This window comes from Empedobacter sp. UBA6745 (assembly GCF_002453775.1).
In the GTDB taxonomy this organism is placed as follows: domain Bacteria; phylum Bacteroidota; class Bacteroidia; order Flavobacteriales; family Weeksellaceae; genus Empedobacter; species Empedobacter falsenii_C.
Genome location: NZ_DKHL01000001.1, coordinates 111,199 through 136,025, shown reverse-complemented (window position 1 = coordinate 136,025; position 24,827 = coordinate 111,199). Strand labels below are relative to the sequence as shown.

Here is a 24,827-nt window from a genome sequence, read left to right as displayed (position 1 = left end):
TAAAATAATAAAAAAGCTCAGTTAATATTAACTGAGCTTTTTTTGTATGATTAAATTTTAGACTATTTAATTTCTTTGAAAATTACACGTCTGTTTTCTAAGTTTTTCCAAGCAGGACAGTTTGTAACAGGATTACATTCTGGCCATTTTAAATCAGATTTACCTTTTCCTACAGACGACAATTTAGTTGTGTCAACACCTTTGTTAGCTAAGTAACGAACAACAGAAGCAGCACGTCTTTCAGATAATTTTTGGTTATAATCAACACCACCAGCAGCATCTGTATGACCTTCCACTACGAATTTGAAATCTGGATTTGCTAATAGTACCTCAGAAGCATGATTTAATTTTTCATAAGATTGTTCTCTAATGCGATCAGAGTTGTAATCGAATTCGATACCCTCTAAGTATGCATTAATTGTCGTTGCAACATCTTCACCAGAAATTCTAATTACTTTTTCAGGACAACCACCATTTGTTGGAGGTCCAGGAATTGTAGGACATTTATCTTCACTATCAGGAATACCGTCTCCGTCAGAATCTAAAGAACATCCTGATCCATCGACACGAATTCCTTCTGGAGTCCCAAGACATTTATCCCATTGATCACAAACACCATCACGATCTTCGTCAATGCATTCGAAAGGAGTTTGTTCTACAGGAGCTTTGTATGCTATAGGAGAAACCCATTGTAATGCATCTTTATGTTTACCAATTTTATAATGTAATCCCAAAGAAAGAGTAATCATATTATCATCACGACCTTCTTCAACATCTGCTGCTGTCCAATACCCAATTACTGGTTTTCCTGATCCATCAAACTCTTCGTCACCAGACATTACGTACATCCCACGTAATTCAAGATCTAATTTGTCACTTAATTTATAACGTAAACCAGCTCCTACTTGAGCGTATACTGATTTGTCAGATAATTTTTGATCAGTAACTAAACCGTAATCATTACCTGATCCATAATAATGTTGTCTATAAGCTTTGTAGCCTAATATACCAAAACCTCCATATAAATGCATAGCCCATTTAAATTCAGTTCTATTATCTACTCTTCTTAATAGATTAGATGCGTTAATATCAGCTAAAACAGAGATTCCATTATATTTTGTTTTTCCATGCGCTTTTCCTTGATAAGCATTTCCCCAAGGGGTATTGTCGTATATAGTTCCTTTTTGCCTTGATTGTCCCAATTGGTATTGTAAACTTAAGCCGAAAGCATGAGAAATTTGTTTATTGACTTGAAATTGTAAATCATATCCAGGAGTAAAGTATCCTCCCATAAATGATACTAAATCAGAATTTTGCATAGCATTAGTACCAGCGAAAACAGATAATGACCAATCGTTAAATTCTTTTTTACTGTTGTTGAATGGTTTTTCATCGTACTTGGTCTGTGCACTAGCACATGCCACAGCACCTAAGATTAATAAAGATAAAAGTTTTTTCATAGGTTAGAATTATTTTTATAACTAATATAAAGCATATCTTAATATAATTTTACAAAACTAATGAATTAATAGTTAATATCTTAATAAAAATATAAACTTTTGATAAAATCTCTAGAATAGTTCTGAGGATGAGGAATTTTTAAATAATTACAATTGATTAAAAGTTTATTATAGAATAATATATCAATATCTATTAAACGGTCAACGTAATTCTCATTTTCTTTTGGTTTAGAATAGATTCTACCCATTTTTTGTTCGATATCTTTAATTTTTTTCAAAACCTCAAATGGAGAATAACTTGTATTGATTTCTATTTTCTGATTTAAGAATAAATGCTCTGTAGTAAATCCTTCAGCTTTATTTTCAAGAATATTTGATTCTTTTTTTATTTCACCTACCTCTTTGTTTATAAGGTTTTTAGCGATTTCTAAATTATTTTTTTTGTCACCTAAGTTTGTACCGAGTAACAAAATGACTATATTTTGCGACATATAGAGCAAAAGTAATAATAAATTAAAAATGAAAAACTTTTTCGGGAGAGTATTCTCAACAATCATAGGAAATCTATTAACGATTAGTGTATTTGTCATACTGCTTTTCGTTTTGATATTTGTTTCAGCATTATCTGCTCCAACAAAAAGTGTAAAAGACGGTTCTGTTTTAGAAATTTCGTTAGAAGATCCAATTATGGAAAGTGATATGGATCGTTCGGTTTCTATTTTTGATATGTCAGAAAGTCCAAATGTTTTTTTACAAGATATTATTCATTCAATTGAAGAAGCGAAGAATGATGATAAAATAAAAGGAATTAGTCTGAAATTGGATAAATTTTCTGGTGGAGCTACGCAAGCGACTGAAATTCGTAATGCACTAGAAGATTTTAAGAAATCTGGAAAATTTGTGTATTCATATTCTAATTCAGGAAGTCAGCTGTCATATTATATAAGTAGTGTGTCTGATAAAATTTATCAAAATCCTTTGGGAGGAACTTTATTACAGGGTTTAAGTTCTAATATTATGTTCTTCAAGAATGCAGGAGATAAATATGGTGTAGATTTTCAGGTGATTCGTCACGGACAATTTAAGAGTGCTGTAGAGCCTTATATGAGAACACATATGTCTGATGAGAATCGATTACAATTGTCAGAATTATTGAATGATGTGTGGGGTAATGTTTCAAACTCGATTACAAAATCGCGTAAAATTTCTCCTGAACAATTCACTACAGTAACAGATAGTTTGTATGCTTTCATCCCAGAAACAGGAAAAGAAAATAAGATTTATGATGTATTGGCGCAAGAAAATGAATATCAAAAAATGTTATTCACAAAACTTGGTCTGAAAGAAGAAAAATCAAAAACTGATTTTGAAGTTCTTGAAAAACATACCATAAAAGTAGAAGATTATTTTGAAACCTTATCAGATAAATCTGAAAAAGATAAAATTGCAGTCTTATATGCATCTGGAACAATTACTGAAGGGGATGGTTTTGATGGTATTCAATCGAAGACTTATGTGGATGCGATTCGCAAAATCAGTCAAAACGATAAAATCAAAGCTTTAGTTTTACGTGTAAATTCTCCTGGAGGTAGCGCAAATGCATCAGAAGAAATTTTATATGAATTGATGCAATTGAAAACAAAAATGCCAATCGTAGTTTCTTTTGGTGATGTTGCAGCATCTGGTGGATATTACATTGCACAAGCTTCTGACAAAATTTATGCTCAACCAAATACAATTACTGGTTCGATTGGAGTTTTCGGAATGATCCCAAATGCGCAAAAATTATTCAATAATTTCGGATTAGATTTTGATGAAGTAAAAACGAATGCAAATGCAGATCAGTTAAAATCTTTGACAACACCATTATCACCAACAGCAAAAAATACGATGCAAAAATCAATCGTATTGATTTATGGGAAATTCGTAAATCACGTTGCAACAAATAGAAAATTAACATACGAGCAAGTTGATAAAATAGGAGAAGGACGTGTTTGGTCTGGAACTCGTGCAAAACAAATTGGTCTAGTAGATGATTTTGGAAGTTTAGATACAGCGATAAAAGAAGCCGCTAAATTGGCTAAAATTGAAAAATATTCGACAGAGAATTACCCAAAAAGAAAAGATTCTTTTGAAGAATTTATGGATAATCTTCAAGGAAAAAATACCGAAGCAGCAATTGCAAAAGAATTAGGTTCGGACGGAATCCGAATTTACAAAGAAATAAAGATGATGAATGAACAAAAAGGTGTTCAAGTTAGGCTACCTTACGATATTCAAATTCAATAAAAATCATAAAAAAGGGTTAAAATATTTTTAACCCTTTTTTATTGTTAAAATCTTACTATTTTAGTAAAAATATTTAGATGATTAAAAAATTAAATTCTCTTTTATAATCATCTAAATTTATTATACTTTTGTACATTCATTTTTAATAATACTGAGACATAATCAACGATGGGATTATTTGATTTTTTCACGCAAGAAATTGCGATTGACCTAGGGACTGCTAACACTTTAATTATTCATAATAATAAAGTTGTAGTAGATAGTCCATCTATCGTCGCTATACATAGAAGAACAAATAAAGTTATTGCTGTTGGAGAACAAGCAAAACACATGCAAGGTAAAACGCATGATGATATAAAAACAATTCGTCCTTTAAAAGACGGAGTAATTGCAGATTTTGAAGCTTCAGAATTCATGTTGACAGAGTTCATCAAGAAAATTCCTGGAATTCAAGGAAAATTATTTTCACCTTCATTACGAATGGTGATTTGTATTCCTTCTGGAATTACAGAAGTTGAGAAACGTGCTGTAAAAGATTCTTGTGCACGCGTTAATGCAAAAGATGTTCGTCTTATTTACGAACCAATGGCTGCTGCGATAGGTGTTGGAATTGATATCACTCAACCTAAAGGTAACATGATTATTGATATAGGTGGTGGTACTACAGAAATTGCCGTTGTTGCATTAGGTGGTATTGTTTGTGACAAATCTGTGAAAATTGCAGGTGATGTTTTTACAAATGATATTGCATATTACTTAAGAACCCATCATAATTTATATATCGGAGAAAGAACTGCTGAACGTGTTAAAATTGAAGTTGGAGCTGCTGTAGAAGAACTAGAGCATGCACCAGAGGATATGCCAGTACAAGGACGTGATTTGATTACAGGAAAACCAAAAGAAATTACTGTAAATTACCGCGAAATTGCACGCGCATTGGACAAATCAATTTTACGCATCGAAGATGGTGTAATGGAAACGTTATCTCAAACTCCTCCAGAATTAGCTGCAGATATTTACAACACTGGTATCTATATGGCTGGTGGTGGAGCTATGTTGAGAGGTTTAGATCAACGTATTTCTAAAAAAACAGGTTTACCAGTTTTCTTGGCTGATGATCCTTTACGTGCTGTTGTTCGTGGAACAGGTATTGCACTTAAAAATATTGATAAATTCACTTTCTTAATGAAATAGAAGAGTAAAGAGCAATGCAATATATTCTGAATGCGATTAGAAGAAATGGAATGCTATTAATTTTTGTCTTTTTAGAGTTAATTGCGTTGTTTCTTGTCTTTAAGAAAAATATTTATCACGAAACTATTCTTGCTTCTGCAAGCACGTCGTTTACAGGTTATGTGGATGATAAAATTGCGAAGGTGACAAACTTTATTCATTTACCGAGTGCCAATAAAGATTTGATGGACGAAAATGCCTTTTTGCGTGAGCAATTGGTGCATTTAGGTATTAAAGATGCGAAAACTAAACAGTTTTACAAATCGGATACCTTAGGTTATCATCAAACGTATTCTTTTGTACCTACAGAGATTGTAAATAACTCGATTATCAAAACGCAAAACCTTTTGACGATTGATAAAGGAACAAATGATGGAATAGAAAAAGGTGACGGAATCATTACAAATAATGGTGTAATTGGTATTGTAACTTTTGCTGGGAAAAATTATTCTCGTGCAATTTCGTTGTTAAACAAGGATATCAATATCAATGCACGTATCAAAGGAAATCAATATTTTGGGACAGTGAAATGGGATGGAAAAGATCCTCGTTTTGTCCAATTATATGAAATTCCGAAATACATCGAAGTGAAAAAAGGAGATATTATCGAAACAGATGGTAAATCGCCAGTTTTCCCAGAAGGAATTATTATAGGTAAAGTTGTAAGCAAAGGAATTGATGAAACGGGAGAAATGAAAGTTCAAGTAAGATTGAAACAAGATTTCGCCAATTTAGCACAAGCTTATGTGGTCACAAACCTTAATAAAGTTGAAATTCAACAAGTAGAAAAATCAGATACAATAACAAGTCCACAGAATGTTCAATAAAGATTTTTTAATCAATATTATCAAGATTATCGTTTTAGCTTTGTTACAAGTTTTTGTGTTTAATCACATCAACTTTTTAGGAAGTTATCAACCATATATCTATATTGTATTTGTATTATTTTATGCGCCTTATCAAAATAAATATGCCTTACTAATCTTATCATTTATGTTAGGATTAATGATAGATATTTTCGAATACACAGGAGGAATTCATGCTTTTGCATTAACACTTATCGCATTTCTTAGAAATCCAATCATCAAACTTTTGGCAGGAAAACAAGATTACGAAATGGAATTTTTCTCTTTCAATTCGTTCAGTTTTGCGCAATGGTTGTTTTATTTGATTATTCTAATTCTTGCACATCATATTATTTTATTACTTCTTGAGAATTTTAAACCATCAGGAATTGGACCTTTGATGCTAAAAGCATTAATCAGTTCGGGAATAACTTTTGTGTTTGTCTTTATTTATAAAATTTTATTTAAAAATAAAGTTGGAGTATGAAAAAGTTGATGGTTGTTTATGCACTCATCCTGTTTATAGTGTTTCTATTTATAGGACGTTTGGCGTATTTGCAATTATTTACAGATCGTTATACGTTAAATGCATTTAATACTTCGATCAAACAAGAAATCATTTATCCCAATCGTGGTGATATTCTTGATCGAAACGGAAAATTGTTGGTGAGTAATACCTATTCGTATGAATTAGACGTTATTCCAGGAAAATTAATTGACAGTTATGGAGAATATATGAATGGTTTTGATAAACCTAAATTCTCTAAAATGATTGGAATTTCTACACAACAATTTGATTCTATTTTAGAAAAAATTGTTACCGCAAAAGATTACAAAAAATTATCTCCATACCCTTTTTTAAAGAATATTTCGCGCGAAAATTTTGCTCGTATGCAAGAGCAATTATATTTGTATCCAGCGTTTAGTATCATCAAACGTCCTGAACGTAAATACATGGTAAATTCTGCCGGAAATATACTGGGCTATATAAACGAAGCCAATCAAGCATATATCAAAACAGATTCAACCTATTATCAACCTGGAGATTTGGTTGGTATTGCTGGTGTTGAGAAATCGTATGAAAAAGATTTGCGAGGAATAAAAGGTGTAAAAAACTGGATTGTAGACCGAACAATGAATGTTGTTGGTCCATATAAAAACGGAGATTATGATCGACCTGTAAAAAGTGGGAAAACTGTTCATTTGACAATTGATTATCGTTTGCAAGAATTGGCGGAACAAATGCTTCAAAATAAACGTGGGGCAATTGTCGCGCTTGATCCTAATAATGGTGAAATTTTGGCTTTAGCATCCGCACCTACAATTAATCCAAACGATTATTTGAATACAAAGTTGAGAAGTGCATTAATCAACGATTCTATTGCTCGTCCAACTTATGATAGAGCTTTACAAGGAACTTATCCTCCTGGTTCTACATTCAAAATGGTTACGGCTTTGGCTGGTTTACAAATGGGAACGATGACAGAAAAAACAACATATGTTTGTAAACATGGTTTCCGTTATGGACGTATGCATATTGGTTGTCACTGTGGAATGTATTATACGCCGCAAGGTTTAGAACATGCAATTGGAAAATCATGTAATAATTATTTTTCTGAAGCTTATCGTGATATTGTTCGTAAAGACCCAAATGATTATAGTGTCGGAATTAACGAATGGGCTTCCATTTTGAATAGTTTCGGATTAGGAAAATTTATGGGAACAGATTTACCTGTTGGTAGCAAAGGTCTTATTCCGACAGCTGAGTTTTACGATAATCGTTTTGGAGAAGGTGTTTGGAATCCTTATCGTATTATTTTTAATGGTATGGGACAAGGAGATATCAATACAACTCCGCTGCAAATGGCAAATTATACAGCAATTATTGCCAACAAAGGATTTTTCTATACACCGCATATTGTACATAGTATTGATGGAAAACCATTGACGGATTCTACTTATATGGTGAAAAAAAATACATTGGTTGATCCAAAACATTTTGACATCATTCAACGCGGAATGCGTAATGTATTTACAATGGGTACAGCTCGTAGTTTTGATACAAGTTCTTTTGTACAATTTGGTAAAACTGGAACTTCTCAGAACTCTCATGGACAAGATCACTCATTATTTGTATTGTTTGCTCCAGCAGATAAACCAAAAATTGCGATTGCTGCAATTGTAGAAAATGGTTCTTGGGGTACAACTTATGCTGGACCAATGGCGAGTTTGATTGCTGAATTGTATGTAACAGATACAATAAAACGTCCTGCGTTAGTGCAACGTATGAAAAATGGTAATCTACAAGGCGAATATCGTCGTCAATGGATAGATTATCTAAAAAGAAAAGGATTATACGTAGAACCTGTAAAAAAGGATTCTATCGGAAATAAAATAGATAGTTTAAAATTAAAAAAAGATTCAACAAAACTAAAACATGAGCCAAAGCAGATTACTAAAAGGAATTGATTGGGCCGTACTGATCCTAGGGTTTCTGATAGTAACTTTCGGGATTATGAATGTGTATAGTGTCAATCCAGATTTAGGTGTAAAACAGCTAATTTGGTTTGGACTTGGGGTGGTGATGATATTGATTTTGATAATTGCGAGTGGAAACAACCGTAATTTTTTCGAAATTTATAGTCCTGTCTTTTATATCATTTCCCTCGTTTTACTCGTCGGAGTTTTGATTGTTGGAAAGGAAATTAATGGTGCAAAAGCGTGGTATCGTTTTGGTCCTCTGAGTTTGCAACCAGCCGAATTTGCTAAGATTGGTACAGCTTTGTTGATTGCTAATTTTATCAATCATTCAAACGCAAATCTAAAAGACTTAGGTTTTATAGGAAAAATATTGTTGATTATAGCAATACCAGTAGTTTTAATTCTTTTACAACCCGATTTAGGTTCAGTAATTATTTTCTGTTCATTAAGTATTGCCTTGTACAGAGAAGGACTTAATCCGTGGATAATTTTAGCGCCAATCATATTATTAATCATTTTCTTGATTTCGATTGTACAAATTCCTTTTTATGTCTTACTGATTTTAGGTTTTATAATTCTAACAATTGCGCTACTAATTTTGGCATTTAATTATAATCAAAATATGGTTGATGCAATGCATGGCGTTTTGATTGGATTGTCAATTTTCTTTTTATTATTGATTGGAATCTGTTATTTAGTAGAAGATTTATCAGAAACAACAAGAGAATCTTTTGGACATTTATTCCCAATGCGTTCCTTATTTTTCTCAGAACCGATATTTTTTAATACAACTTTCTTTGGATTGATTGGATTCTTTATATCAATTATTCCAGTTTTAATTTTAAAATTAACCGAACAAAAAGAAATTAATGATTCACCATTCAAAACACAATCTGGATTAGCTGCAAATGTTCTGAATTTTAGTATTATTGTGTCTGTTGTGTTGTTATTATTTGCAAGTACGGTTAGTTTTATTTCTCCGATCATTTTTGAGAAATTACCCAAACACCAAAAAGAGCGTGTGATGGTTTTGTACGAAGGAGAAGCAAAGTATCGTGATACTTCGGGATATAATTTATTGTATGCGAAAACAGCGATTGGTTCGGGCGAATTATATGGAAAAGGTTACAATCAAGGAACTATTAAAAAAGGAAGATTTGTACCAGAACAACAAACCGATTACATTTTTACAGCAGTTGGAGAGGAGTGGGGTTTCATAGGAAGTACAGCTTTGGTAATTGTCTACGCAATTTTTGTTGGACGATTATTTTTCTTAGCCGAACATCAAAAAAATAGATTTGCACGATTTTATGGATATGCAGTCGCCTCTATTTTATTTTTCCATTTCTTTATCAATATTGCAATGGTAATTGGGCTTTTCCCAACAGTTGGTATTCCGCTACCATTCTTTAGTTATGGAGGAAGTTCGTTGTGGGGATTCACTATTCTGATCGGAATTTTCCTAATCATTCATTACAAGAACAGTCAAGGATTTATTTAGAATAATAATTCAATAAAATAAAAAAGCTACATTGATTTTCAATGTAGCTTTTTCGTTATTATTTCGATACTTCTAACTCAGAAATATGATGAACTTTCTTAATTAATTTATTGTCTTTATCAACCAAAATTAGAGTAGGAGTAGACTCTATTCCAAACTCAGCTGCGATTGGTGAATCCCATCTCAAAAGATCAGTATAATTGTACCAAGGTAAATCTTTTGTAGCGTTATTAAACGCTGTTTGATCGTAGTCTAAAGAAATGGCAACAATTTCTCCGCCTTTTGATTTAAAGTTCTTATAAAACTCTTTAATATGCGGGATTTCTTGTTGACAAGCAGGACACCAAGAAGCCCAGAAAACAATTAATTTTTGATCTGCTTTGATATCATACAATGATTTTTTCCCATTAACAGGTTGAGGAAAAGTGATATTAGGAACTTTACTTCCCACTTGCATAGAAGCGCTTTTTTCCACTTTCTTTTTCAATTGATCTGTTACATTAGAAGTCAAACTTTTTACTTTATCTACATATTTTTTATGAAAATTTGCATATTCTTTTTCAGGAACAAAGTTTAAGATAGTTGTCAATACATTTTGACCTCTTGTCGTTTTGATATCTGTTTTAGCCAAAATTTCGTCTGTAGCAGCAATTAAATTTCCTTCTATGTCTTGATTGTTTGCAGCAGCTAATTTTCCATTAATATAAGCAAAAACTAAATCATTAAACATTCCAGATTGCTCCAATCGTACATCATCTTTTACAAAATGATTTACAATTTCATTTAGGGTTTCAGTATCTTTATTTGTTTGAGCTTTTTGTTTCAAATCATTCAACTCATTAATATAGGTAATTAATGGTGAGAAATTTTCGTTACGTTTCAACTCTTTTATTCGTTTATCTTCTTTTACCATTGCTGTATAAAACTCGTCAGTCGGTTTATACATTTGCATTAAATAAGGAAAAACTTGGTTCTGAATTTCATTTAATGGTTGAAGAGCTAAAACTTTATTGTATTCTTTTTGTGTATTTCCCTCTAAAATTTCAAGCTTAGAAGACATTTCTTGTCCACTTACCGTTTTGAATTTTAGATTTTTGTTATCTGTTAATAACGAAAGATTTTCTCCAGTTGGTAAATCAATACGTACAAAACCATTGTATGCTTTCGGAACTTTTACAGAGAAATTTCCATTGTTGTCAGTAATCGCATTGTTGATTAATTTCATTTCGGCATTCTCGAAAATCTTAACCAAAACAGGTTTGTTAGCATAATTTTCTATTTGTCCAGAAACGTTAAACTGTCCAAAAACAGAACTTCCTAAAACAACAAGCGGTAGTATAAATTTATTTTTCATAGTTTGTTTGATATAATAAAAAAACCTCAATCGAATAGATTGAGGTTTAAAAGTATGAATTTATTTTTTAATAATTTGTCTTTGTCTGTAGGAAAAATAGCCTGCAATTGTTACAGCTGTAACGATTAAAATAGGCGCATAATCATGAATCGGAACTTTTCTTCCTCCAGTTCCCCCTCCTTCTTCTTCACCACCACCAGAGCATTCAAAACCTGGTTCACAAGGCTCAGGTAAATTAGCAGCTTCTAATGTAGTAAAACTAAAAAATATTGTTATAATCAATATGTGTTTTAAAAAAAATTTCATAGTTAGGTTATTTGTTAATGGTTTTCTTCGTTACTACTTTACCATCTTTATATGTTATTTTAACAACATACATAGTAGGTATATTTGCTAGATTAAGTTTATAATCAGTATTTGTCATAATATTTGTTTTATAAAATATTTGACGTCCAGTTAAATCAAAAATTGAAATATCTGCTGTTGTATTTTTATCTTCAAATCTAACATACTGACTTCCATTATTTGTATAAAGAAAAGTAGCGTCAGTTCTAGTTAAATCACTTGTTCCTAACGTAGTTGGGAGTTCATTCCAATAAAACTCAAAACGTTCGTTAATTTTATCATCAGCAACAAAACTTAATTCAGTAGCCTCACTAACATCTATGGCTTTTTTTGTAACATTATCATATAAATAATACTTACCTAAGCTTAGGTTTTGTACTTTGTTTAAGATAGAATATTCATAAAGATTTAGGTTTAGTCGATAGTTTTTACCATTTTCTAAATTATAAAAACCTATTCTTAAAGGTTTACCAACATAATCTTCATTATTGAATTGATTAGTTAATGTTTGAGAATCTAACAATACATTTCCTTCTTTGTCTTCTTCATAGAAAAAAATAGGATTAGTAATTTTAGCAGGATTAGAAGAGCCTGTAGCCATAAAGTTAGCATTTAACAAATAGGCCGCATTTCCTTGTAATTGGTTATCTTTACTCAAATACAATTCCAATTGTGTAAAATCAAAATCTGTTACTAAACCATTTTCTTTTAATTCTTGATTATCAAGTAATGTGGTGTCTTGATTTGTTTGATTTTGTGAACTTCTACTATAAACAGGACTAGAAGTTCCTGTTGTGATAAAATTACTATTAAATGTTTTATTACTATCTTTAAGGTTTACATTAGCACTAACAATACGTCCTCCATTAACAGATGAATTAATAGCGTAATAGTCTACATAGAATGATTCATATGGTTTTACTAATAAAGCCTCAGGACTTCCTATCCAAAAATAATTATTATTTGATCCATTTTTTGATAAGTAAGCACTAAGTGCAGTTGTATTTCCTGTACTAGTATTTCCTGAATTACTATTCCATTTAATTATGTAATCATTAGCTACCTTGAATACTCTAAATCTTAATGCTCCCCAAGCATTTGCTGGTGATTGATTTGAGCCAGCAGTTGTAGCAAATGTAATCCATGAAGAATTAGTATTTACATTTGATAAATCTAAATTTGATGTAAATGGATTTGCTAGTCTATGTAAGTTTTTTCCAAAAAGTACATCAGTATCATATTTAGTTCCTGTTTGATTTCCTAAATAAGAATCATAAGACTCTGCATAATTATTGATTCTATTTTTCCAATCTTTCCAAGCAAGATTTGCAAAATCAGATGATTTTCCTTTTAATCCACTTTTTAGAGTATAATTTGTTTGATTGTTATTAGGAATACCAGCAAATACTAACGAATTAACAGCTCCTAAAGAATTAATTGTAGACTTTACATTAGTTCCATTTCTTAAATTTAATAAATATCTACGTTCTGGAGTAATAGTATGATTGTTATCAACAGCATCATATTCTGTTTCTTCTACATCCCATACAAAAAGAGACTGAGTATACCTTTTGTCTAAACCACAATCTACATTAATAGCACAATTTCCTGAAAAGAAATTACCTCCAGTCATAGAATTTATAACATCTTTTGCTAATGTGTTTTTGTATGGTAAAGAGATAATATATTCATCATTTGTTAAATCAGGAACAGATCTTTCAATAGCTACTTTTCCTGTAACACTACTAGCATCTTTAATGATTAATTGACCATAAGATGTTGAGCTAGTGTACTTGTTTACAAAGTTTTTTCCAGTTTCATTTACGTTTGTAAAGCCTCCTTTAATTTGAATATTTCCTTCGTTGATTATTTTTTCAGTAGTACCTCCAGTAGCATCTGTAGCAACACTAACATTGCCTCCGTTATAGAATAAAGTATTAGGATTAACTTTGACTATTACAGCATCTTTTATATACGTATCTTGTGCAGAAGCACTATACATCGCACCAAGTGCGACTAAAGCAAGTAGATTCTTTTTCATAAATTATGTTATTTTTGGTAGGTTTCTATAAAAATATTTATTAATAAGTTACTATACAATAGATTATATTATAACTTTTTCTGGTAAATCTTTAATGTTATACATTAAATCAGTAAAGATTTCTTCCGTAACTGCTCGCAATCCTCGAGCTCCTAAACCCAGTTCATTGGCACGGTCTACAATTCTATTTAGGGTTTCGTCCGTCACTACAAGCTCTTTTCCGTCTAGGGCAAAAAGTTTTGTATATTGTTTCATTAGAGAGTTTTTTGGTTCTGTCAAAATAGCTCTCATCGCTTCTTTATCTAATGCTTTAAGATACGTAATAATTGGTAAACGTCCAATTAATTCTGGAATGATACCAAAGTTTTTCAAATCTTGTGCATTTACTTCATCCAAAAGATTTTCGATTTCTTTGTGATCCTCATTCTTGAAACCAATTACGTGTTTCTTCAAACGATCTGCAATGTGTTTTTCTATTCCAGAAAAAGCTCCACCAGCCACAAACAAAATATCTTTTGTATTAACTTCTATAAATTTTTGATCAGGATGCTTACGTCCTCCTTTTGGTGGCACGTTAACAATAGTTCCTTCCAAAATTTTAAGCAAAGCTTGTTGTACACCTTCTCCAGAAACGTCACGTGTAATAGATGGATTGTCACTTTTACGTGCAATTTTATCTACTTCATCAATAAATACGATTCCTTTTTCGGCAAGCTCTACATTGTAATCAGCAGATTGTAAAAGACGCGTCAAAATACTTTCTACATCTTCTCCTACATATCCAGCTTCTGTAAGTACAGTTGCATCAACGATTGCAAATGGAACATTTAATAACTTAGCAATTGTTTTTGCTAATAATGTTTTTCCACTTCCTGTTTCTCCAACTAAAATAACGTTCGATTTATCAATCTCTACATCATNNTTTCTTTGTCTAATAATATTCTTTTGTAATGATTGTATACGGCAACCGACAATATTTTTTTTGCCTGGTCTTGACCAATCACATAATCATCTAAAAACTCTTTAATTTCTTTCGGAGATTTTAGCGTTAATGGTTTTATCAAATCGTTATTTTCGTTAAATTTCGATTCTTCTAAAACTATACCATGAGCTTGTTCTATGCAATTATCACAAATATTACCGTCGATTCCAGACACTAAAATATTTACTTCGTTTCTGCTTTTTCCGCAAAAAGAGCACTTATTTTCTTCCAATTTTTTATACTAATTAAGATGCAAAGGTATTTATTTTCTTCTAGATAGAAAATAAATTATTTGTTAATTTCTATAAATGTAAATTAAATCAAAAAAGTGGATATTTTTGTCCTTATTTAGATTATTGTTTTTTTTTATTTCATTCTTATTGTTTTACAAAATTTTAAGTATTTGTAAACGAAAAAAAGGATACTCAAAATTTTGAGTATCCTTTTTTTGTGTTTTATTGAATTTAAAATTATTTACGAGGCAATAAAACTTCGTCAATCATTCCATATTCTTTTGCTTCTGTAGACGTCATCCAGTAATCACGTTCACCATCTTTTTCGATTTGCTCGAAAGTTTGACCAGAATGAGTTGCAAGAATATCATATAATTCTTTTTTCAATTTCAAGATTTCCTTCAATGTAATTTCCATATCAGTTGCTTGTCCTTGAGCTCCTCCTAAAGGTTGGTGAATCATCACGCGAGAATGTTTAAGTGCCGAACGTTTTCCTGCTGCACCTGCACACAATAAAACTGCTCCCATAGAAGCTGCCATTCCTGTACAAATTGTTGCAACGTCAGGTTTTACTAACTGCATTGTGTCGTAAATTCCTAATCCTGCATAAACACCACCACCTGGTGAGTTAACATAAATCTGAATGTCTTTTGTTGCATCCACACTTTCTAAGAACAATAATTGCGCTTGAATAATATTCGCAATTTGATCATCGATTCCTGTTCCTAAAAAGATGATTCTGTCCATCATCAAACGAGAGAAAACGTCCATTTGTGCAACGTTCAATTTTCTTTCTTCAACGATGTAAGGCGTTGTATTTTGGATGTAACTCTCCATATGTAAAGAGCTAATTCCTTTGTCTAACAGCGCATATTTTTTAAATTCTTCTCCTACGTTTTTCATTATTAAATTTAGATTTTAAATGAAAGGTATAAAGAATTTTTTAGAAGTGATTAAGCTTCTGCTAATTCTTTATTTTTTTCTGTAATAATGTCAACAAACTCGTCAAATGTTACTTCTTTCTCGTTCAATTTTACATTGTTTTTGAAGATGTCTAACATTTTGTCTGTAAACACTTGGTATGATAAACGGTTGTATTCTTCTTGATTTTGTAAAGCAGACATTGCAATTTGTTGTAATGTTTCTTCTGGAATAGAAGTTTGACCGTACATTTTTAATTGATCTTTGATTGCAGCAAAAGCAGCTTCTTTTACTTCCTCAGCATTTACTTCTACATTGTTAACTTCAGCAATTTTAGCTTCGATTAATTGGTAACGTAAACCTTTGTCCATTTTTACCAATTCTTCTTTCGCTTGCTCTTCAGAAGTTACATTTTCGTTAGAAGTGATTAACCATTTTGTTAAAAATTCTGTTGGTAAATCAAATTGAACTGTATCTAATAATTTAGCTACAACATCATTGATAATTTGTTTGTCAGATTCTTTGTTGTACATGTTTTCTGACTCTTCTTTGATTTTGTTACGGAAAGCTTCTTCTGAATCTACAGCTCCTTCTCCATAAACTTTATCAAATAATTCTTGGTTAACTTCAGCTTTTTCAGCTTTGTTAATTTCTTTGATTGTATACGTAACGTTAGTTCCTTCTTCAGAAACTTCTGTGTTCAATTGTTGTGCAGCTTCTTCAGCAGTGTCAAAAATATCGTTAGAATTTACTTCTACAACATCACCAGCTTTTTTACCGATAAATGCAGAAGCATCTTTCAATTCTTCTAAACGGATAAATGTTGGTTTAGCTTCTTGTCCTTCTACAGCAGCTTCTACTTTCAAAACAGCTTCAGCTTCAGCTTCAGTTAAAGATTTTAATGATCCAAAACGAGCAGCGAAATTATCTACATATTTTTGGATTTCGTCGTCAGCAACTTTTACTTTGTAGCTTTCAACTTCTACTTTAGATAAATCAACATCAAATTCTGGAGCTAATCCTAATTCGAAATCAAATGATAATTGATCAGCATCCCAATCAACGTCTTTCATTACTGGAACTGGATTTCCTAAGATTGATAATTTTTCTGTGTTGATGTATTCAGATACACTTTTTTGTAAAATTTCGTTAACTGTATCAAAAATAACAGCTTGTTCGTATTGTTTTTTTACAAAACTCATTGGAACTTGTCCTTTACGGAAACCTTTGATGTTAGCTGTTTTTCTGTATTGGTTTAATACGTCAACTACTTTTTCTTGATAATCTGCCTTATCAACAGTTACAGTTAATACTGCGTTTAATTTGTCTGTTGTATTTTTAGTAATATTCATCTACCTTAAATTTGGAGTGCAAATGTATAAATTATTAATGATTTTTAATAGTAAAAAGTAATATTACAATCAATTCATTCACTATAAATTAACAATTCGGATTGAATCTTATCAAATAGTTTAGATTTTGATTTTAGATGTGATGATTGAATTGATTATTTACTACTTTTCTTAGGTGATATTTTCAACAATTAAGCCATTTGATTTTTGCTGACACAATGACATAAAAAAATCCAGAATATACGTTCTGGATTTTCAATATTTCGAAAATTTAATTTCTTATAATTCTCCGTAATTTGCGTAAGATTCGTCAAAAACAAAATCCTCCATAAATTTAGTTGTGTAATTACCCGCGATAAAATCTGGATTATCCATCAACTGTAAGTGGAAAGGAATCGTTGTTTTGATACCTTCGATATAAAATTCCCCTAACGCACGTTTCATTTTTGCTATTGCTTCTTCACGCGTTTGTGCAGTAACAATGATTTTTGCAATCATAGAATCGTAATTTGGTGGAATTGTATATCCAGCATAAACGTGTGTATCAACACGAACACCGTTACCACCAGGAATATTAATATTTGTAATTTTTCCTGGAGAAGGGCGGAAGTCGTTATAAGGATCTTCTGCATTGATACGACACTCGATAGAATGTCCGTTTGGATAATAGTTTTGACCAGAGATTGGCTCACCATCCGCTAACATAATTTGTTCACGAATTAAATCGAAACCTGTTACTTGCTCAGTAATTGGATGCTCTACTTGGATACGAGTATTCATTTCCATAAAGTAGAAATCTCCGTGTTTGTCAACTAAGAATTCAATTGTGCCAACACCTTCATAACCTATATATTCACAAGCTTTAACTGCTGCATCTCCCATACGTTGACGTAATTCGTCTGTCATGATTGGAGAAGGGGTTTCTTCTGCTAATTTTTGATTACGACGTTGAATAGAACAGTCACGTTCTGATAAGTGACAAGCTTTACCGTTTTGGTCACTTGCAACTTGAATCTCGATATGACGTGGTTCTTCGATTAATTTTTCCATATACATTCCGTCGTTACCAAAAGCTGCAGCAGCTTCTGTACGAGCAGATTCCCATGCGTGTAATAAATCTTCTTCTTTCCAAATTGCACGCATACCTTTACCACCACCACCGGCAGTAGCTTTCATCATAACTGGGTATTTAATTTCGCGCGCAACCTCTAAAGCTTGCTCATAGCTTTCTAATAAACCATCAGAACCTGGTACTACAGGAACACCAGCTTCTTTCATAGTAGCTTTCGCATTGGCTTTATCTCCCATACGGTCGATATTATCTGCAGAAGCACCGATGAATTTGATTCCGTTAGAAGCACAGATTTTAGAAAAAGTAGAGTTTTCAGATAAAAACCCATAACCTGGGTGAATAGCATCCGCGTCAGTAATTTCTGCAGCCGCGATGATGTTAGCCATTTTTAGGTACGAATCTTTACTTGGAGCAGGACCAATACACACAGCTTCGTCAGCGAAACGTACGTGTAATGAAGTCTCGTCTGCTTTAGAGTAAACGGCAACCGTTTTGATTCCCATTTCTTTTGCAGTACGTATAATACGCATTGCAATTTCACCTCTATTAGCGATTAATATCTTTTTAAACATAATTTTTTAGATGTAATTGATTAAGCTGGATCAACTAAGAATAATGGTTGATCGTACTCAACTGGACTAGCGTCGTCCACTAAGATTTTTACAATTTTTCCAGAAACTTCTGATTCGATTTCGTTGAATAATTTCATTGCTTCAACAATACATAAAACTTTACCTGGAGCAATAGCATCACCTACATTAATAAAAGGTTCTTTACCTGGTCCTGCAGAACGGTAGAAAGTACCAATCATAGGAGATTTAACTGTAATTAAATTACTGTTTTCTTCTTCTGCTGATGTTGTAGAGTTATTTGCTGGTGCAGCTGCAGACGCTTGAGGAGCGGCAACTGGAGCTACAGGAGCTTGTGGTACATAAATTTGTTGAGATGCAACTTGTGCAGGTACGCTTGCTAAAGTTTTGATTTTGATTTCGATGTCATCTTGTTTGATGCTCACTTCAGCAACTTCTGCTTTTGATACGAATCTAATTAAATTTTGAATGTCTTTAATGTCCATATAATGCGGTTTTTTATTTGACCTTTTATGTTTGTTTTCTATAAAACGATTTCAAAGGTATTGAAAAAAAAATAAAAAAAGCTGTTTCTTTTTAGAAACAGCTTCAAAATCTTTCGAAGATTATATTATTCAGTAACTTCTTGTACTTTTTCTAATACTACTTTTCCTTTGTAGTATAATTTTCCGTCAGACCAGTGAGCTCTGTGGTATAAGTGTGCTTCACCTGTTGTCTTATCGATTGCTAATTGTGGAGCTTCGATTTTGTAGTGTGTTCTACGTTTATCTCTTCTTGTTGACGACTGTCTTCTCTTAGGATGTGCCATATCTAACTACTTTTTTTTCTTTATTTCTATAATTTATTTTAATAATAAAAACCAATTAAGGTTTCAAATCTTTCAATTTTGCCCAACGAGGATCAATGTCGTTATTATCGTCATCGTCATCATTGTTGTTGTCTTCATCGTAATGCTCGTCTTCTGCATCTTCGTCTAATTCGTAAATGCTGTATTGGTCTAACAATTCAATCATTTCAGAATCGCTTTTGCCATTCAAGACATCGGGATGAATTCGTTTTGTTGGTACTGATAGCATTGCCAATTCATAAAGAACTTGTGCAACATTGATTTGGTATTCTTCTCTTGGAATTACCCACATCTCAAAATCAGTATCGTCAAACTCGTCGCCAAATTTAACAATTAATTCTGCATTATTCGAAATTTCTTGCTGAAACAATTCTCCAGTCAAATCACAAGGAACTGTAATGTCTCCTTTTAAGCTGATTTCTAACTCAAGCATTGTCGATTTTTTATCTAAAATAATTGTTGCAATTAAATTAGGATTGTCAAAATCTTGCTCAATTTCAAATAAATCAAAGAACGATTGTGATAATTCGAATGTAAAATCACTCTTACCAAAAGGCAAGCTTGTAAATACAATATTATAATTTTTTAACTTGTTCATACCACAAAAAGGTGTGCAAAGATAATCTAATTTATTTAAAATTAATAGCTCTTTGCAACTTATTTTAAATTTTTATTCTTTATTATCGCCTTTTTCTAATTTTAGAGGAATATGTTGCAATACATTTTTTGTTAGCTCTTGGTATTCGTTTCGATTTTTATATAATTCGATCGCTGAAAAAATAGCTTCCTTAAATGATTCTTCGTTTGCAATTCCTTTTCCTGCAATGTCGTAAGCCACACCATGATCTGGCGAAGTTCGTACAAATTTTAATCCAGCTGTATAATTAACTCCTTCATCAAAACTAATTGTTTTGAAAGCAACCAATCCTTGATCGTGATACATGGCCAAAACAGCATCAAAAGCGTCTAAATTACTTGGATTGAAAAAACTATCTGCCGAATAAGGTCCAAAAACTAATTGATTTTCGTTAATGCAACGCTCGATAACAGGCGAAATAATTTCTTTTTCTTCTGATCCTAACAGACCATTATCGCCTGCATGAGGATTAAGCCCAAGAACAGCAATTTTAGGCTTGCTGATAGCGTAATCTTCAATCAAACTTTTATGAATTTGTTGAATTTTTGCATAAACAGATTTTGAATTAATTTGTTTTGCAACTTCGCTAATCGGGATATGTTGCGTGACTAAACCAACTCTCAATTTCTCTGAAACTAAGAACATCAAAGGTTTTCCTCCCCAAACTTCTCCTAAATATTCGGTATGACCTGGGAAATGAAATTCTTCGGACTGAATGTTATCTTTATTAATTGGAGCCGTTACCAAAACATCTGTAAAACCATCTGAAACAGATTTTGCAGCCGCTTTTAATGATTGATAAGCGTGTTCACCAGCTTCTTTGGTTACTTTACCATAGTGTACATCAATTTGATCTTTCCAAAGATTAACCACATTGATCTTTCCGTCTACAATTTGATTTGCATCTTGAATACCTTGAAAATTGATTCGGTCAAATTTTAAACGATCTTTTTGATACGATAATAATTTGGTTGAACCGAAAATAACAGGTGTAAAAAACTCAGTTATTTCTTTTTCTTGTAAGGTTTTTAAGATAACCTCAATTCCGATTCCGTTATAATCACCAATCGAAATGGCAACTCTAATTTTTCTATCTTTTTCAGACATAATTTTAGTTTAATATGATTGGCTGGACGGTTTGTATTTTTTGAAAAACTTCTTGTAAATCAAATCTACAATTAAACCTCCAATCCATGATGAAAAGAATAAAACTGGACAGATCGCAATTTCGTACCAAGTTGGGTGATAAGGCGTGATAAGAACGTCGCCTAAAGCAACGATTAACACAATAAAACCTACAAACATCGTGTAAGCTTGTTTAGCTCTTCTTACGATAAGTGCTGTTATGACACCTCCAACTAAAGCTGCAATTCCACTAATTGCTAGCATTGATCCAAAAAATTGAACTTCGAATTTTTTCCCTTCTTGGTGCGAAAAATATTTGATGATGTGTCTCCATTCCGGAAAAACTTTGTCGTCCCATCCTAATCTATCCGCGTTGTATATAAGACCAAATTGTATGATAGCATAGATAACAGCTAATCCTACTATTACAGCAATTGTGTTTCTTAATACAGTTTTGTCTTTTAGCATAATATTTTATTAGTCTGCAATGGCGATTACAGAAATTTCAACATTTACGTCGCGTGGTAAACGAGCAACTTCTACACATTCGCGTGCAGGATAATTTTCATCATTAAAATAAGAAGCATAAACTTCGTTAACTGCATTGAAATCATTTAAATCCTTAACGAAAATTGTTGTTTTTACAACTTGGTCAATTGTTGTTCCGCCCGCTTCTAAAATTGCAATTACATTTTTCATCACTTGATGAACTTCATCTTGAATACCTGTTGTAACCAATTCATTTTTTTCTACATTAAAAGGAATTTGTCCTGATGTGTAAATAAATCCGTTGTATTTTACACCTTGTGAATAAGGTCCAATTGCTTGAGGTGCTTTTTCTGTATGAACGATTTGTTTTTTCATATTAATATTTTTTTAGTAATTAAGTCTTGATCTATCGTTGTATTTTAAATCTTGTAAGATTGATGCTTTGATTCCGATAAAGAAATCATAACTTTTATATGTTCCCATTGGTGTCCAGTTGAATGATAAGGTAAAGCTTCGTAAATCTCTTTCAAAACCAAAACGTACATAAGTAATTTCACTTTTGATGAAATCGTAAGTTGCATTTGCTGAAATTGCCCAATATGGTGTTGGCGAAATTTTACCATTCATTGCAATAGAGCCTGTGCTACTTCCTTTTCGTTCTGTTCCTTTGCTATAATTATAACTTAAATTAGCTGTTAAACTCCAAGGAATAGCAAATTGAGCATAATTGTCGCTGTCATAATAGAAATTTTCATCACGAACTGTTCCACGCTTTTTATAGTTCTTGGCATCGAAACGTTTTCCACCAAATGTACTATTGTCAAAAGTATAACCAGTTCCTAATGTCATATTCGAAATACGAAGATTTCCTAAGCCAAGTTCATCAATGTATTGAGCAACTTCACTTCCTTCAGCATTAATGTAACGTTGAATTTTATATGGATTAACAGTTGATGAGAATTGTACATTAACTTTTCTATCAAACAAAGATGTCATTCCATTAATACTAATTGGAGAAAGTTTAAATTCATCCGCAGAGAAATTATAAGATGAACTCAAACGTAAATATTCAAAAATCTTCACTTTTTTGAAACCTTTCGGATCATTTGAATCTTTGATTTTCATCTCCAAGTTATTCGAAAGCCCAAAGTTTAATGAATTTGTTAAACCAGGAATTGATACACCATATAACATGTTTTGATATTGGTTGTACCAAACTTCTTCTTGATTTTGGTTTTGATACGCTTTATAATATCCCCAAGATTGACTTTGGAAATCTGGTGTATAACTATAACCAATAGATGGTGTAATTACGTGCTGAATTCCTAAAATCTTAGCATCTTTATTTGGATTAAGATATAATCCATAAATATTTGTTGAAACAGAAGCATTGAAATTAAATGTTCGATAAGAATTGAATCCTTTCAATGTTGTGTCTTCTACTTTTCCGTTAACAGAATTGTAATTTTTAATCAAACGATTATCACCCCAAACTTCATTATAGTCAGAAGAAAGTGTTAATGGGAAATAATTAGCAAGTGTAATACCTGTTTGCAAACCAATTTTGTGATTGGCTCCCATTCGCATTTGATCTTTCCACATTTTGTCTGTAAAAATATCTTTGTCGTTGGTGTTAACTTCATTTCCTGCTTGCATACTATACGTTAAACCAAGATTTTGAATTAAACCTTCTTTTGGCATATTTTTCTTTGCAAAAGGGAAAATACGAGACATTGTCAAATTGAAACGAGGAAATGCAATGTTAATATCTCCAGTATTATAGTTTTGAGAGTGCGACATACTCAATTGAGCTGTTAGAGGTGCATTCTCAAAGTTTTTTGTTAAGTTGATAGACGAGTTGACGTTGTTTGTAAAAACTTGTCCAGTATTGATGTATTGATTTCGTACAGATTCACGGTAATATTTCGAACTCGAAAAGTTAACATTGGCATTGAATAACCAATATGGATTTGCTTTTGGGTCTTGGCTATGCGACCACATTACACCAAACATATTTTGTTTAGAAAACGCATTAGAACCTTCTGTAAGACCTTTGATACCAGTTAAGCGATTTTCTACATTGGCTGCAAGTCGTCCATTGTATTTATAACGTTTTTTATAGGTAGACTCGGCTCTAGCAGCCCAACTACCTTTTGTATAAACATCCCCCGAAAGTTTTAAATCAAAATTATCTCCAAATGGAACATAAAATCCTAAATCTTCGATAAAGAAACCAAGATTTGTACGTTCACCTGGGCGAGGCATCAAAATACCTGCGGCACGTTTTGCACCCATCGCTGGTATGTAACCAAATGGTAATGCTAAGGGTGTCGGTACGTCATAAATCCACATATTGATAGGTCCGGTAATCAATGTTTTCTTACCATTTTTATCAATCATTTTTCCTTCTTTGGCACGAAGAAAATAATCTGGTCGAGTATCTTTTCCTTCTTTAAAATAAGTATCCGTTGTAAAATCGGCACGTTTTAATAACATTACCGAATCATTGACACGTTTCGCTTTATCAGCAATGATGATTCCATCTTCTTGCGTCATGCGAATGTTATACGCAATTCCAACTTTCGTTTTGAAATTTACTTTGAAAGCATCTTGCAAAATTTCTTGTTGACCTTGTGTAAACTTAGTTTTTTCAATAATATTCCCAATAGAATCGCGCTTACCTTCGGCATATACATCACCTGTATCCCAATTTAGTTCGATATAATCTGCATCAATAGTCATATCGCCGTAAACTACATGTGCCTTACGCAAAAGGTAAGTCATACGTTTTTTACGATTATGTATTTCGTCCTCGGAATTGTGCTCTACCACAAACTCTAATTTCTCTTTTACAGGGATAATAGTATCTAATTTTACTGAATCAGAAACTATCTTAGAGTGATCTTTATCGTTATTATTTTGCTTAACTTGTCCAAAAGAAACGGTGCAAACCATAACTGGACTAAAAAATAAAATCGATTTAATTGCCTTTGTAAACAAATTGAAAAACTTATTTTTTATAAATTGCGT

21 protein-coding genes and 1 pseudogene are annotated in these 24,827 nt (G+C 32.1%); 6 read left to right on the top strand and 16 right to left on the bottom strand.

Translation table 11 applies throughout. From position 1 onward, the window contains the following. Positions 1-62: 62 nt before the first annotated feature. Both B4H69_RS00740 and folK read right to left on the bottom strand, forming a co-directional pair. Positions 63-1,460, bottom strand: coding sequence for an OmpA family protein (locus B4H69_RS00740; RefSeq protein ID WP_180905011.1), 1,398 nt, complete (start codon positions 1,458-1,460; stop codon positions 63-65). An 80-nt stretch (positions 1,461-1,540) separates the two neighbouring features. Continuing rightward, positions 1,541-1,951: a 2-amino-4-hydroxy-6-hydroxymethyldihydropteridine diphosphokinase gene (gene folK / locus B4H69_RS00735; protein WP_180905010.1), complete on the bottom strand. Its 411-nt coding sequence runs from the start codon at positions 1,949-1,951 to the stop codon at positions 1,541-1,543. 28 nt (positions 1,952-1,979) lie between these two features. Here folK and sppA point away from each other — a divergent pair, with 28 nt between their 5' ends. The 6 genes from sppA (at position 1,980) to rodA (ending at position 9,809) form a co-directional block, all read left to right on the top strand. Continuing rightward, positions 1,980-3,749 carry a signal peptide peptidase SppA gene (sppA, locus tag B4H69_RS00730; protein WP_291092373.1) on the top strand — a complete coding sequence of 590 codons (1,770 nt, stop codon included), beginning with the start codon at positions 1,980-1,982 and terminating at the stop codon, positions 3,747-3,749. 168 nt (positions 3,750-3,917) lie between these two features. Continuing rightward, positions 3,918-4,943, top strand: a complete 1,026-nt coding sequence (locus B4H69_RS00725; protein WP_019975837.1) for a rod shape-determining protein — start codon at positions 3,918-3,920, stop codon at positions 4,941-4,943. A 14-nt stretch (positions 4,944-4,957) separates the two neighbouring features. Next, positions 4,958-5,809 (top strand): rod shape-determining protein MreC, encoded by an 852-nt coding sequence (mreC, locus tag B4H69_RS00720; protein ID WP_115001503.1) that lies wholly within the window; start codon positions 4,958-4,960, stop codon positions 5,807-5,809. Next, a complete protein-coding gene (gene mreD / locus B4H69_RS00715) occupies positions 5,799-6,314 on the top strand; it encodes a rod shape-determining protein MreD (protein WP_115001501.1) in 516 nt (171 codons plus the stop codon). Before mreC ends, mreD begins: the two co-directional genes overlap by 11 nt. Continuing rightward, entirely contained in the window at positions 6,311-8,296 is a 1,986-nt protein-coding gene (locus tag B4H69_RS00710; RefSeq protein ID WP_291092371.1) for a peptidoglycan D,D-transpeptidase FtsI family protein, read from the top strand. The genes mreD and B4H69_RS00710 overlap by 4 nt, the downstream gene beginning before the upstream one ends. Further along, complete coding sequence (rodA, locus tag B4H69_RS00705) at positions 8,265-9,809, top strand: rod shape-determining protein RodA (protein WP_291092358.1); 1,545 nt, start codon at positions 8,265-8,267, stop codon at positions 9,807-9,809. The genes B4H69_RS00710 and rodA overlap by 32 nt, the downstream gene beginning before the upstream one ends. Before the next feature lie 58 nt (positions 9,810-9,867). On the opposite strand, the gene B4H69_RS00700 is transcribed toward rodA, so the two are convergent. The 14 genes and pseudogenes from B4H69_RS00700 to B4H69_RS00635 form a co-directional block, all read right to left on the bottom strand. Further along, positions 9,868-11,163, bottom strand: coding sequence for a TlpA family protein disulfide reductase (locus B4H69_RS00700; RefSeq protein ID WP_291092356.1), 1,296 nt, complete (start codon positions 11,161-11,163; stop codon positions 9,868-9,870). A gap of 60 nt (positions 11,164-11,223) precedes the next feature. Next, positions 11,224-11,445 (bottom strand): hypothetical protein, encoded by a 222-nt coding sequence (locus tag B4H69_RS00695; RefSeq protein ID WP_219033630.1) that lies wholly within the window; start codon positions 11,443-11,445, stop codon positions 11,224-11,226. 31 nt (positions 11,446-11,476) lie between these two features. Then, positions 11,477-13,549, bottom strand: coding sequence for a T9SS type A sorting domain-containing protein (locus B4H69_RS00690; protein ID WP_115001491.1), 2,073 nt, complete (start codon positions 13,547-13,549; stop codon positions 11,477-11,479). 63 nt (positions 13,550-13,612) lie between these two features. Next, a pseudogene (gene clpX, locus B4H69_RS00685) lies at positions 13,613-14,763 on the bottom strand (ATP-dependent Clp protease ATP-binding subunit ClpX). Positions 14,764-15,001: 238 nt separating this feature from the next. After that, positions 15,002-15,667 (bottom strand): ATP-dependent Clp endopeptidase proteolytic subunit ClpP, encoded by a 666-nt coding sequence (gene clpP, locus B4H69_RS00680; protein ID WP_115001487.1) that lies wholly within the window; start codon positions 15,665-15,667, stop codon positions 15,002-15,004. Positions 15,668-15,717: 50 nt separating this feature from the next. Next, entirely contained in the window at positions 15,718-17,037 is a 1,320-nt protein-coding gene (locus B4H69_RS00675) for a trigger factor (RefSeq protein ID WP_038331998.1), read from the bottom strand. Positions 17,038-17,316: 279 nt separating this feature from the next. Then, entirely contained in the window at positions 17,317-18,681 is a 1,365-nt protein-coding gene (gene accC / locus B4H69_RS00670; protein WP_291092353.1) for an acetyl-CoA carboxylase biotin carboxylase subunit, read from the bottom strand. 20 nt (positions 18,682-18,701) lie between these two features. After that, positions 18,702-19,184: an acetyl-CoA carboxylase biotin carboxyl carrier protein gene (accB, locus tag B4H69_RS00665; protein WP_038332002.1), complete on the bottom strand. Its 483-nt coding sequence runs from the start codon at positions 19,182-19,184 to the stop codon at positions 18,702-18,704. Positions 19,185-19,309: 125 nt separating this feature from the next. Then, positions 19,310-19,507 (bottom strand): 50S ribosomal protein L32, encoded by a 198-nt coding sequence (gene rpmF, locus B4H69_RS00660; protein ID WP_019975824.1) that lies wholly within the window; start codon positions 19,505-19,507, stop codon positions 19,310-19,312. 55 nt (positions 19,508-19,562) lie between these two features. Then, complete coding sequence (locus B4H69_RS00655) at positions 19,563-20,144, bottom strand: YceD family protein (protein ID WP_291092350.1); 582 nt, start codon at positions 20,142-20,144, stop codon at positions 19,563-19,565. A gap of 72 nt (positions 20,145-20,216) precedes the next feature. Further along, a complete protein-coding gene (gene pdxA, locus B4H69_RS00650; RefSeq protein ID WP_180904997.1) occupies positions 20,217-21,290 on the bottom strand; it encodes a 4-hydroxythreonine-4-phosphate dehydrogenase PdxA in 1,074 nt (357 codons plus the stop codon). Between the two features lie 9 nt (positions 21,291-21,299). Continuing rightward, complete coding sequence (locus B4H69_RS00645) at positions 21,300-21,776, bottom strand: hypothetical protein (protein ID WP_180904996.1); 477 nt, start codon at positions 21,774-21,776, stop codon at positions 21,300-21,302. Between the two features lie 9 nt (positions 21,777-21,785). After that, on the bottom strand, positions 21,786-22,172 hold the full coding sequence (locus B4H69_RS00640) for a RidA family protein (protein WP_125348731.1): 387 nt from the start codon (positions 22,170-22,172) through the stop codon (positions 21,786-21,788). A 12-nt stretch (positions 22,173-22,184) separates the two neighbouring features. Beyond that, on the bottom strand, positions 22,185-24,797 hold the full coding sequence (locus B4H69_RS00635) for a putative LPS assembly protein LptD (RefSeq protein WP_180906859.1): 2,613 nt from the start codon (positions 24,795-24,797) through the stop codon (positions 22,185-22,187). Between the last annotated feature and the right edge of the window lie 30 nt (positions 24,798-24,827).

Coding starts and splice junctions, on each gene's coding strand:
- folK (WP_180905010.1), bottom strand. CDS start 1,951: ATGTCGCAAAATATAGTCATTTTGTTACTCGGTACAAACTTAGGTGAC.
- B4H69_RS00710 (WP_291092371.1), top strand. CDS start 6,311: ATGAAAAAGTTGATGGTTGTTTATGCACTCATCCTGTTTATAGTGTTT.
- rodA (WP_291092358.1), top strand. CDS start 8,265: ATGAGCCAAAGCAGATTACTAAAAGGAATTGATTGGGCCGTACTGATC.
- accC (WP_291092353.1), bottom strand. CDS start 18,681: ATGTTTAAAAAGATATTAATCGCTAATAGAGGTGAAATTGCAATGCGT.
- B4H69_RS00700 (WP_291092356.1), bottom strand. CDS start 11,163: ATGAAAAATAAATTTATACTACCGCTTGTTGTTTTAGGAAGTTCTGTT.
- clpP (WP_115001487.1), bottom strand. CDS start 15,667: ATGAAAAACGTAGGAGAAGAATTTAAAAAATATGCGCTGTTAGACAAA.
- B4H69_RS00655 (WP_291092350.1), bottom strand. CDS start 20,144: ATGAACAAGTTAAAAAATTATAATATTGTATTTACAAGCTTGCCTTTT.
- B4H69_RS00740 (WP_180905011.1), bottom strand. CDS start 1,460: ATGAAAAAACTTTTATCTTTATTAATCTTAGGTGCTGTGGCATGTGCT.
- rpmF (WP_019975824.1), bottom strand. CDS start 19,507: ATGGCACATCCTAAGAGAAGACAGTCGTCAACAAGAAGAGATAAACGT.
- sppA (WP_291092373.1), top strand. CDS start 1,980: ATGAAAAACTTTTTCGGGAGAGTATTCTCAACAATCATAGGAAATCTA.
- accB (WP_038332002.1), bottom strand. CDS start 19,184: ATGGACATTAAAGACATTCAAAATTTAATTAGATTCGTATCAAAAGCA.
- B4H69_RS00640 (WP_125348731.1), bottom strand. CDS start 22,172: ATGAAAAAACAAATCGTTCATACAGAAAAAGCACCTCAAGCAATTGGA.
- pdxA (WP_180904997.1), bottom strand. CDS start 21,290: ATGTCTGAAAAAGATAGAAAAATTAGAGTTGCCATTTCGATTGGTGAT.
- mreD (WP_115001501.1), top strand. CDS start 5,799: ATGTTCAATAAAGATTTTTTAATCAATATTATCAAGATTATCGTTTTA.
- B4H69_RS00645 (WP_180904996.1), bottom strand. CDS start 21,776: ATGCTAAAAGACAAAACTGTATTAAGAAACACAATTGCTGTAATAGTA.
- B4H69_RS00675 (WP_038331998.1), bottom strand. CDS start 17,037: ATGAATATTACTAAAAATACAACAGACAAATTAAACGCAGTATTAACT.
- B4H69_RS00725 (WP_019975837.1), top strand. CDS start 3,918: ATGGGATTATTTGATTTTTTCACGCAAGAAATTGCGATTGACCTAGGG.
- mreC (WP_115001503.1), top strand. CDS start 4,958: ATGCAATATATTCTGAATGCGATTAGAAGAAATGGAATGCTATTAATT.
- B4H69_RS00690 (WP_115001491.1), bottom strand. CDS start 13,549: ATGAAAAAGAATCTACTTGCTTTAGTCGCACTTGGTGCGATGTATAGT.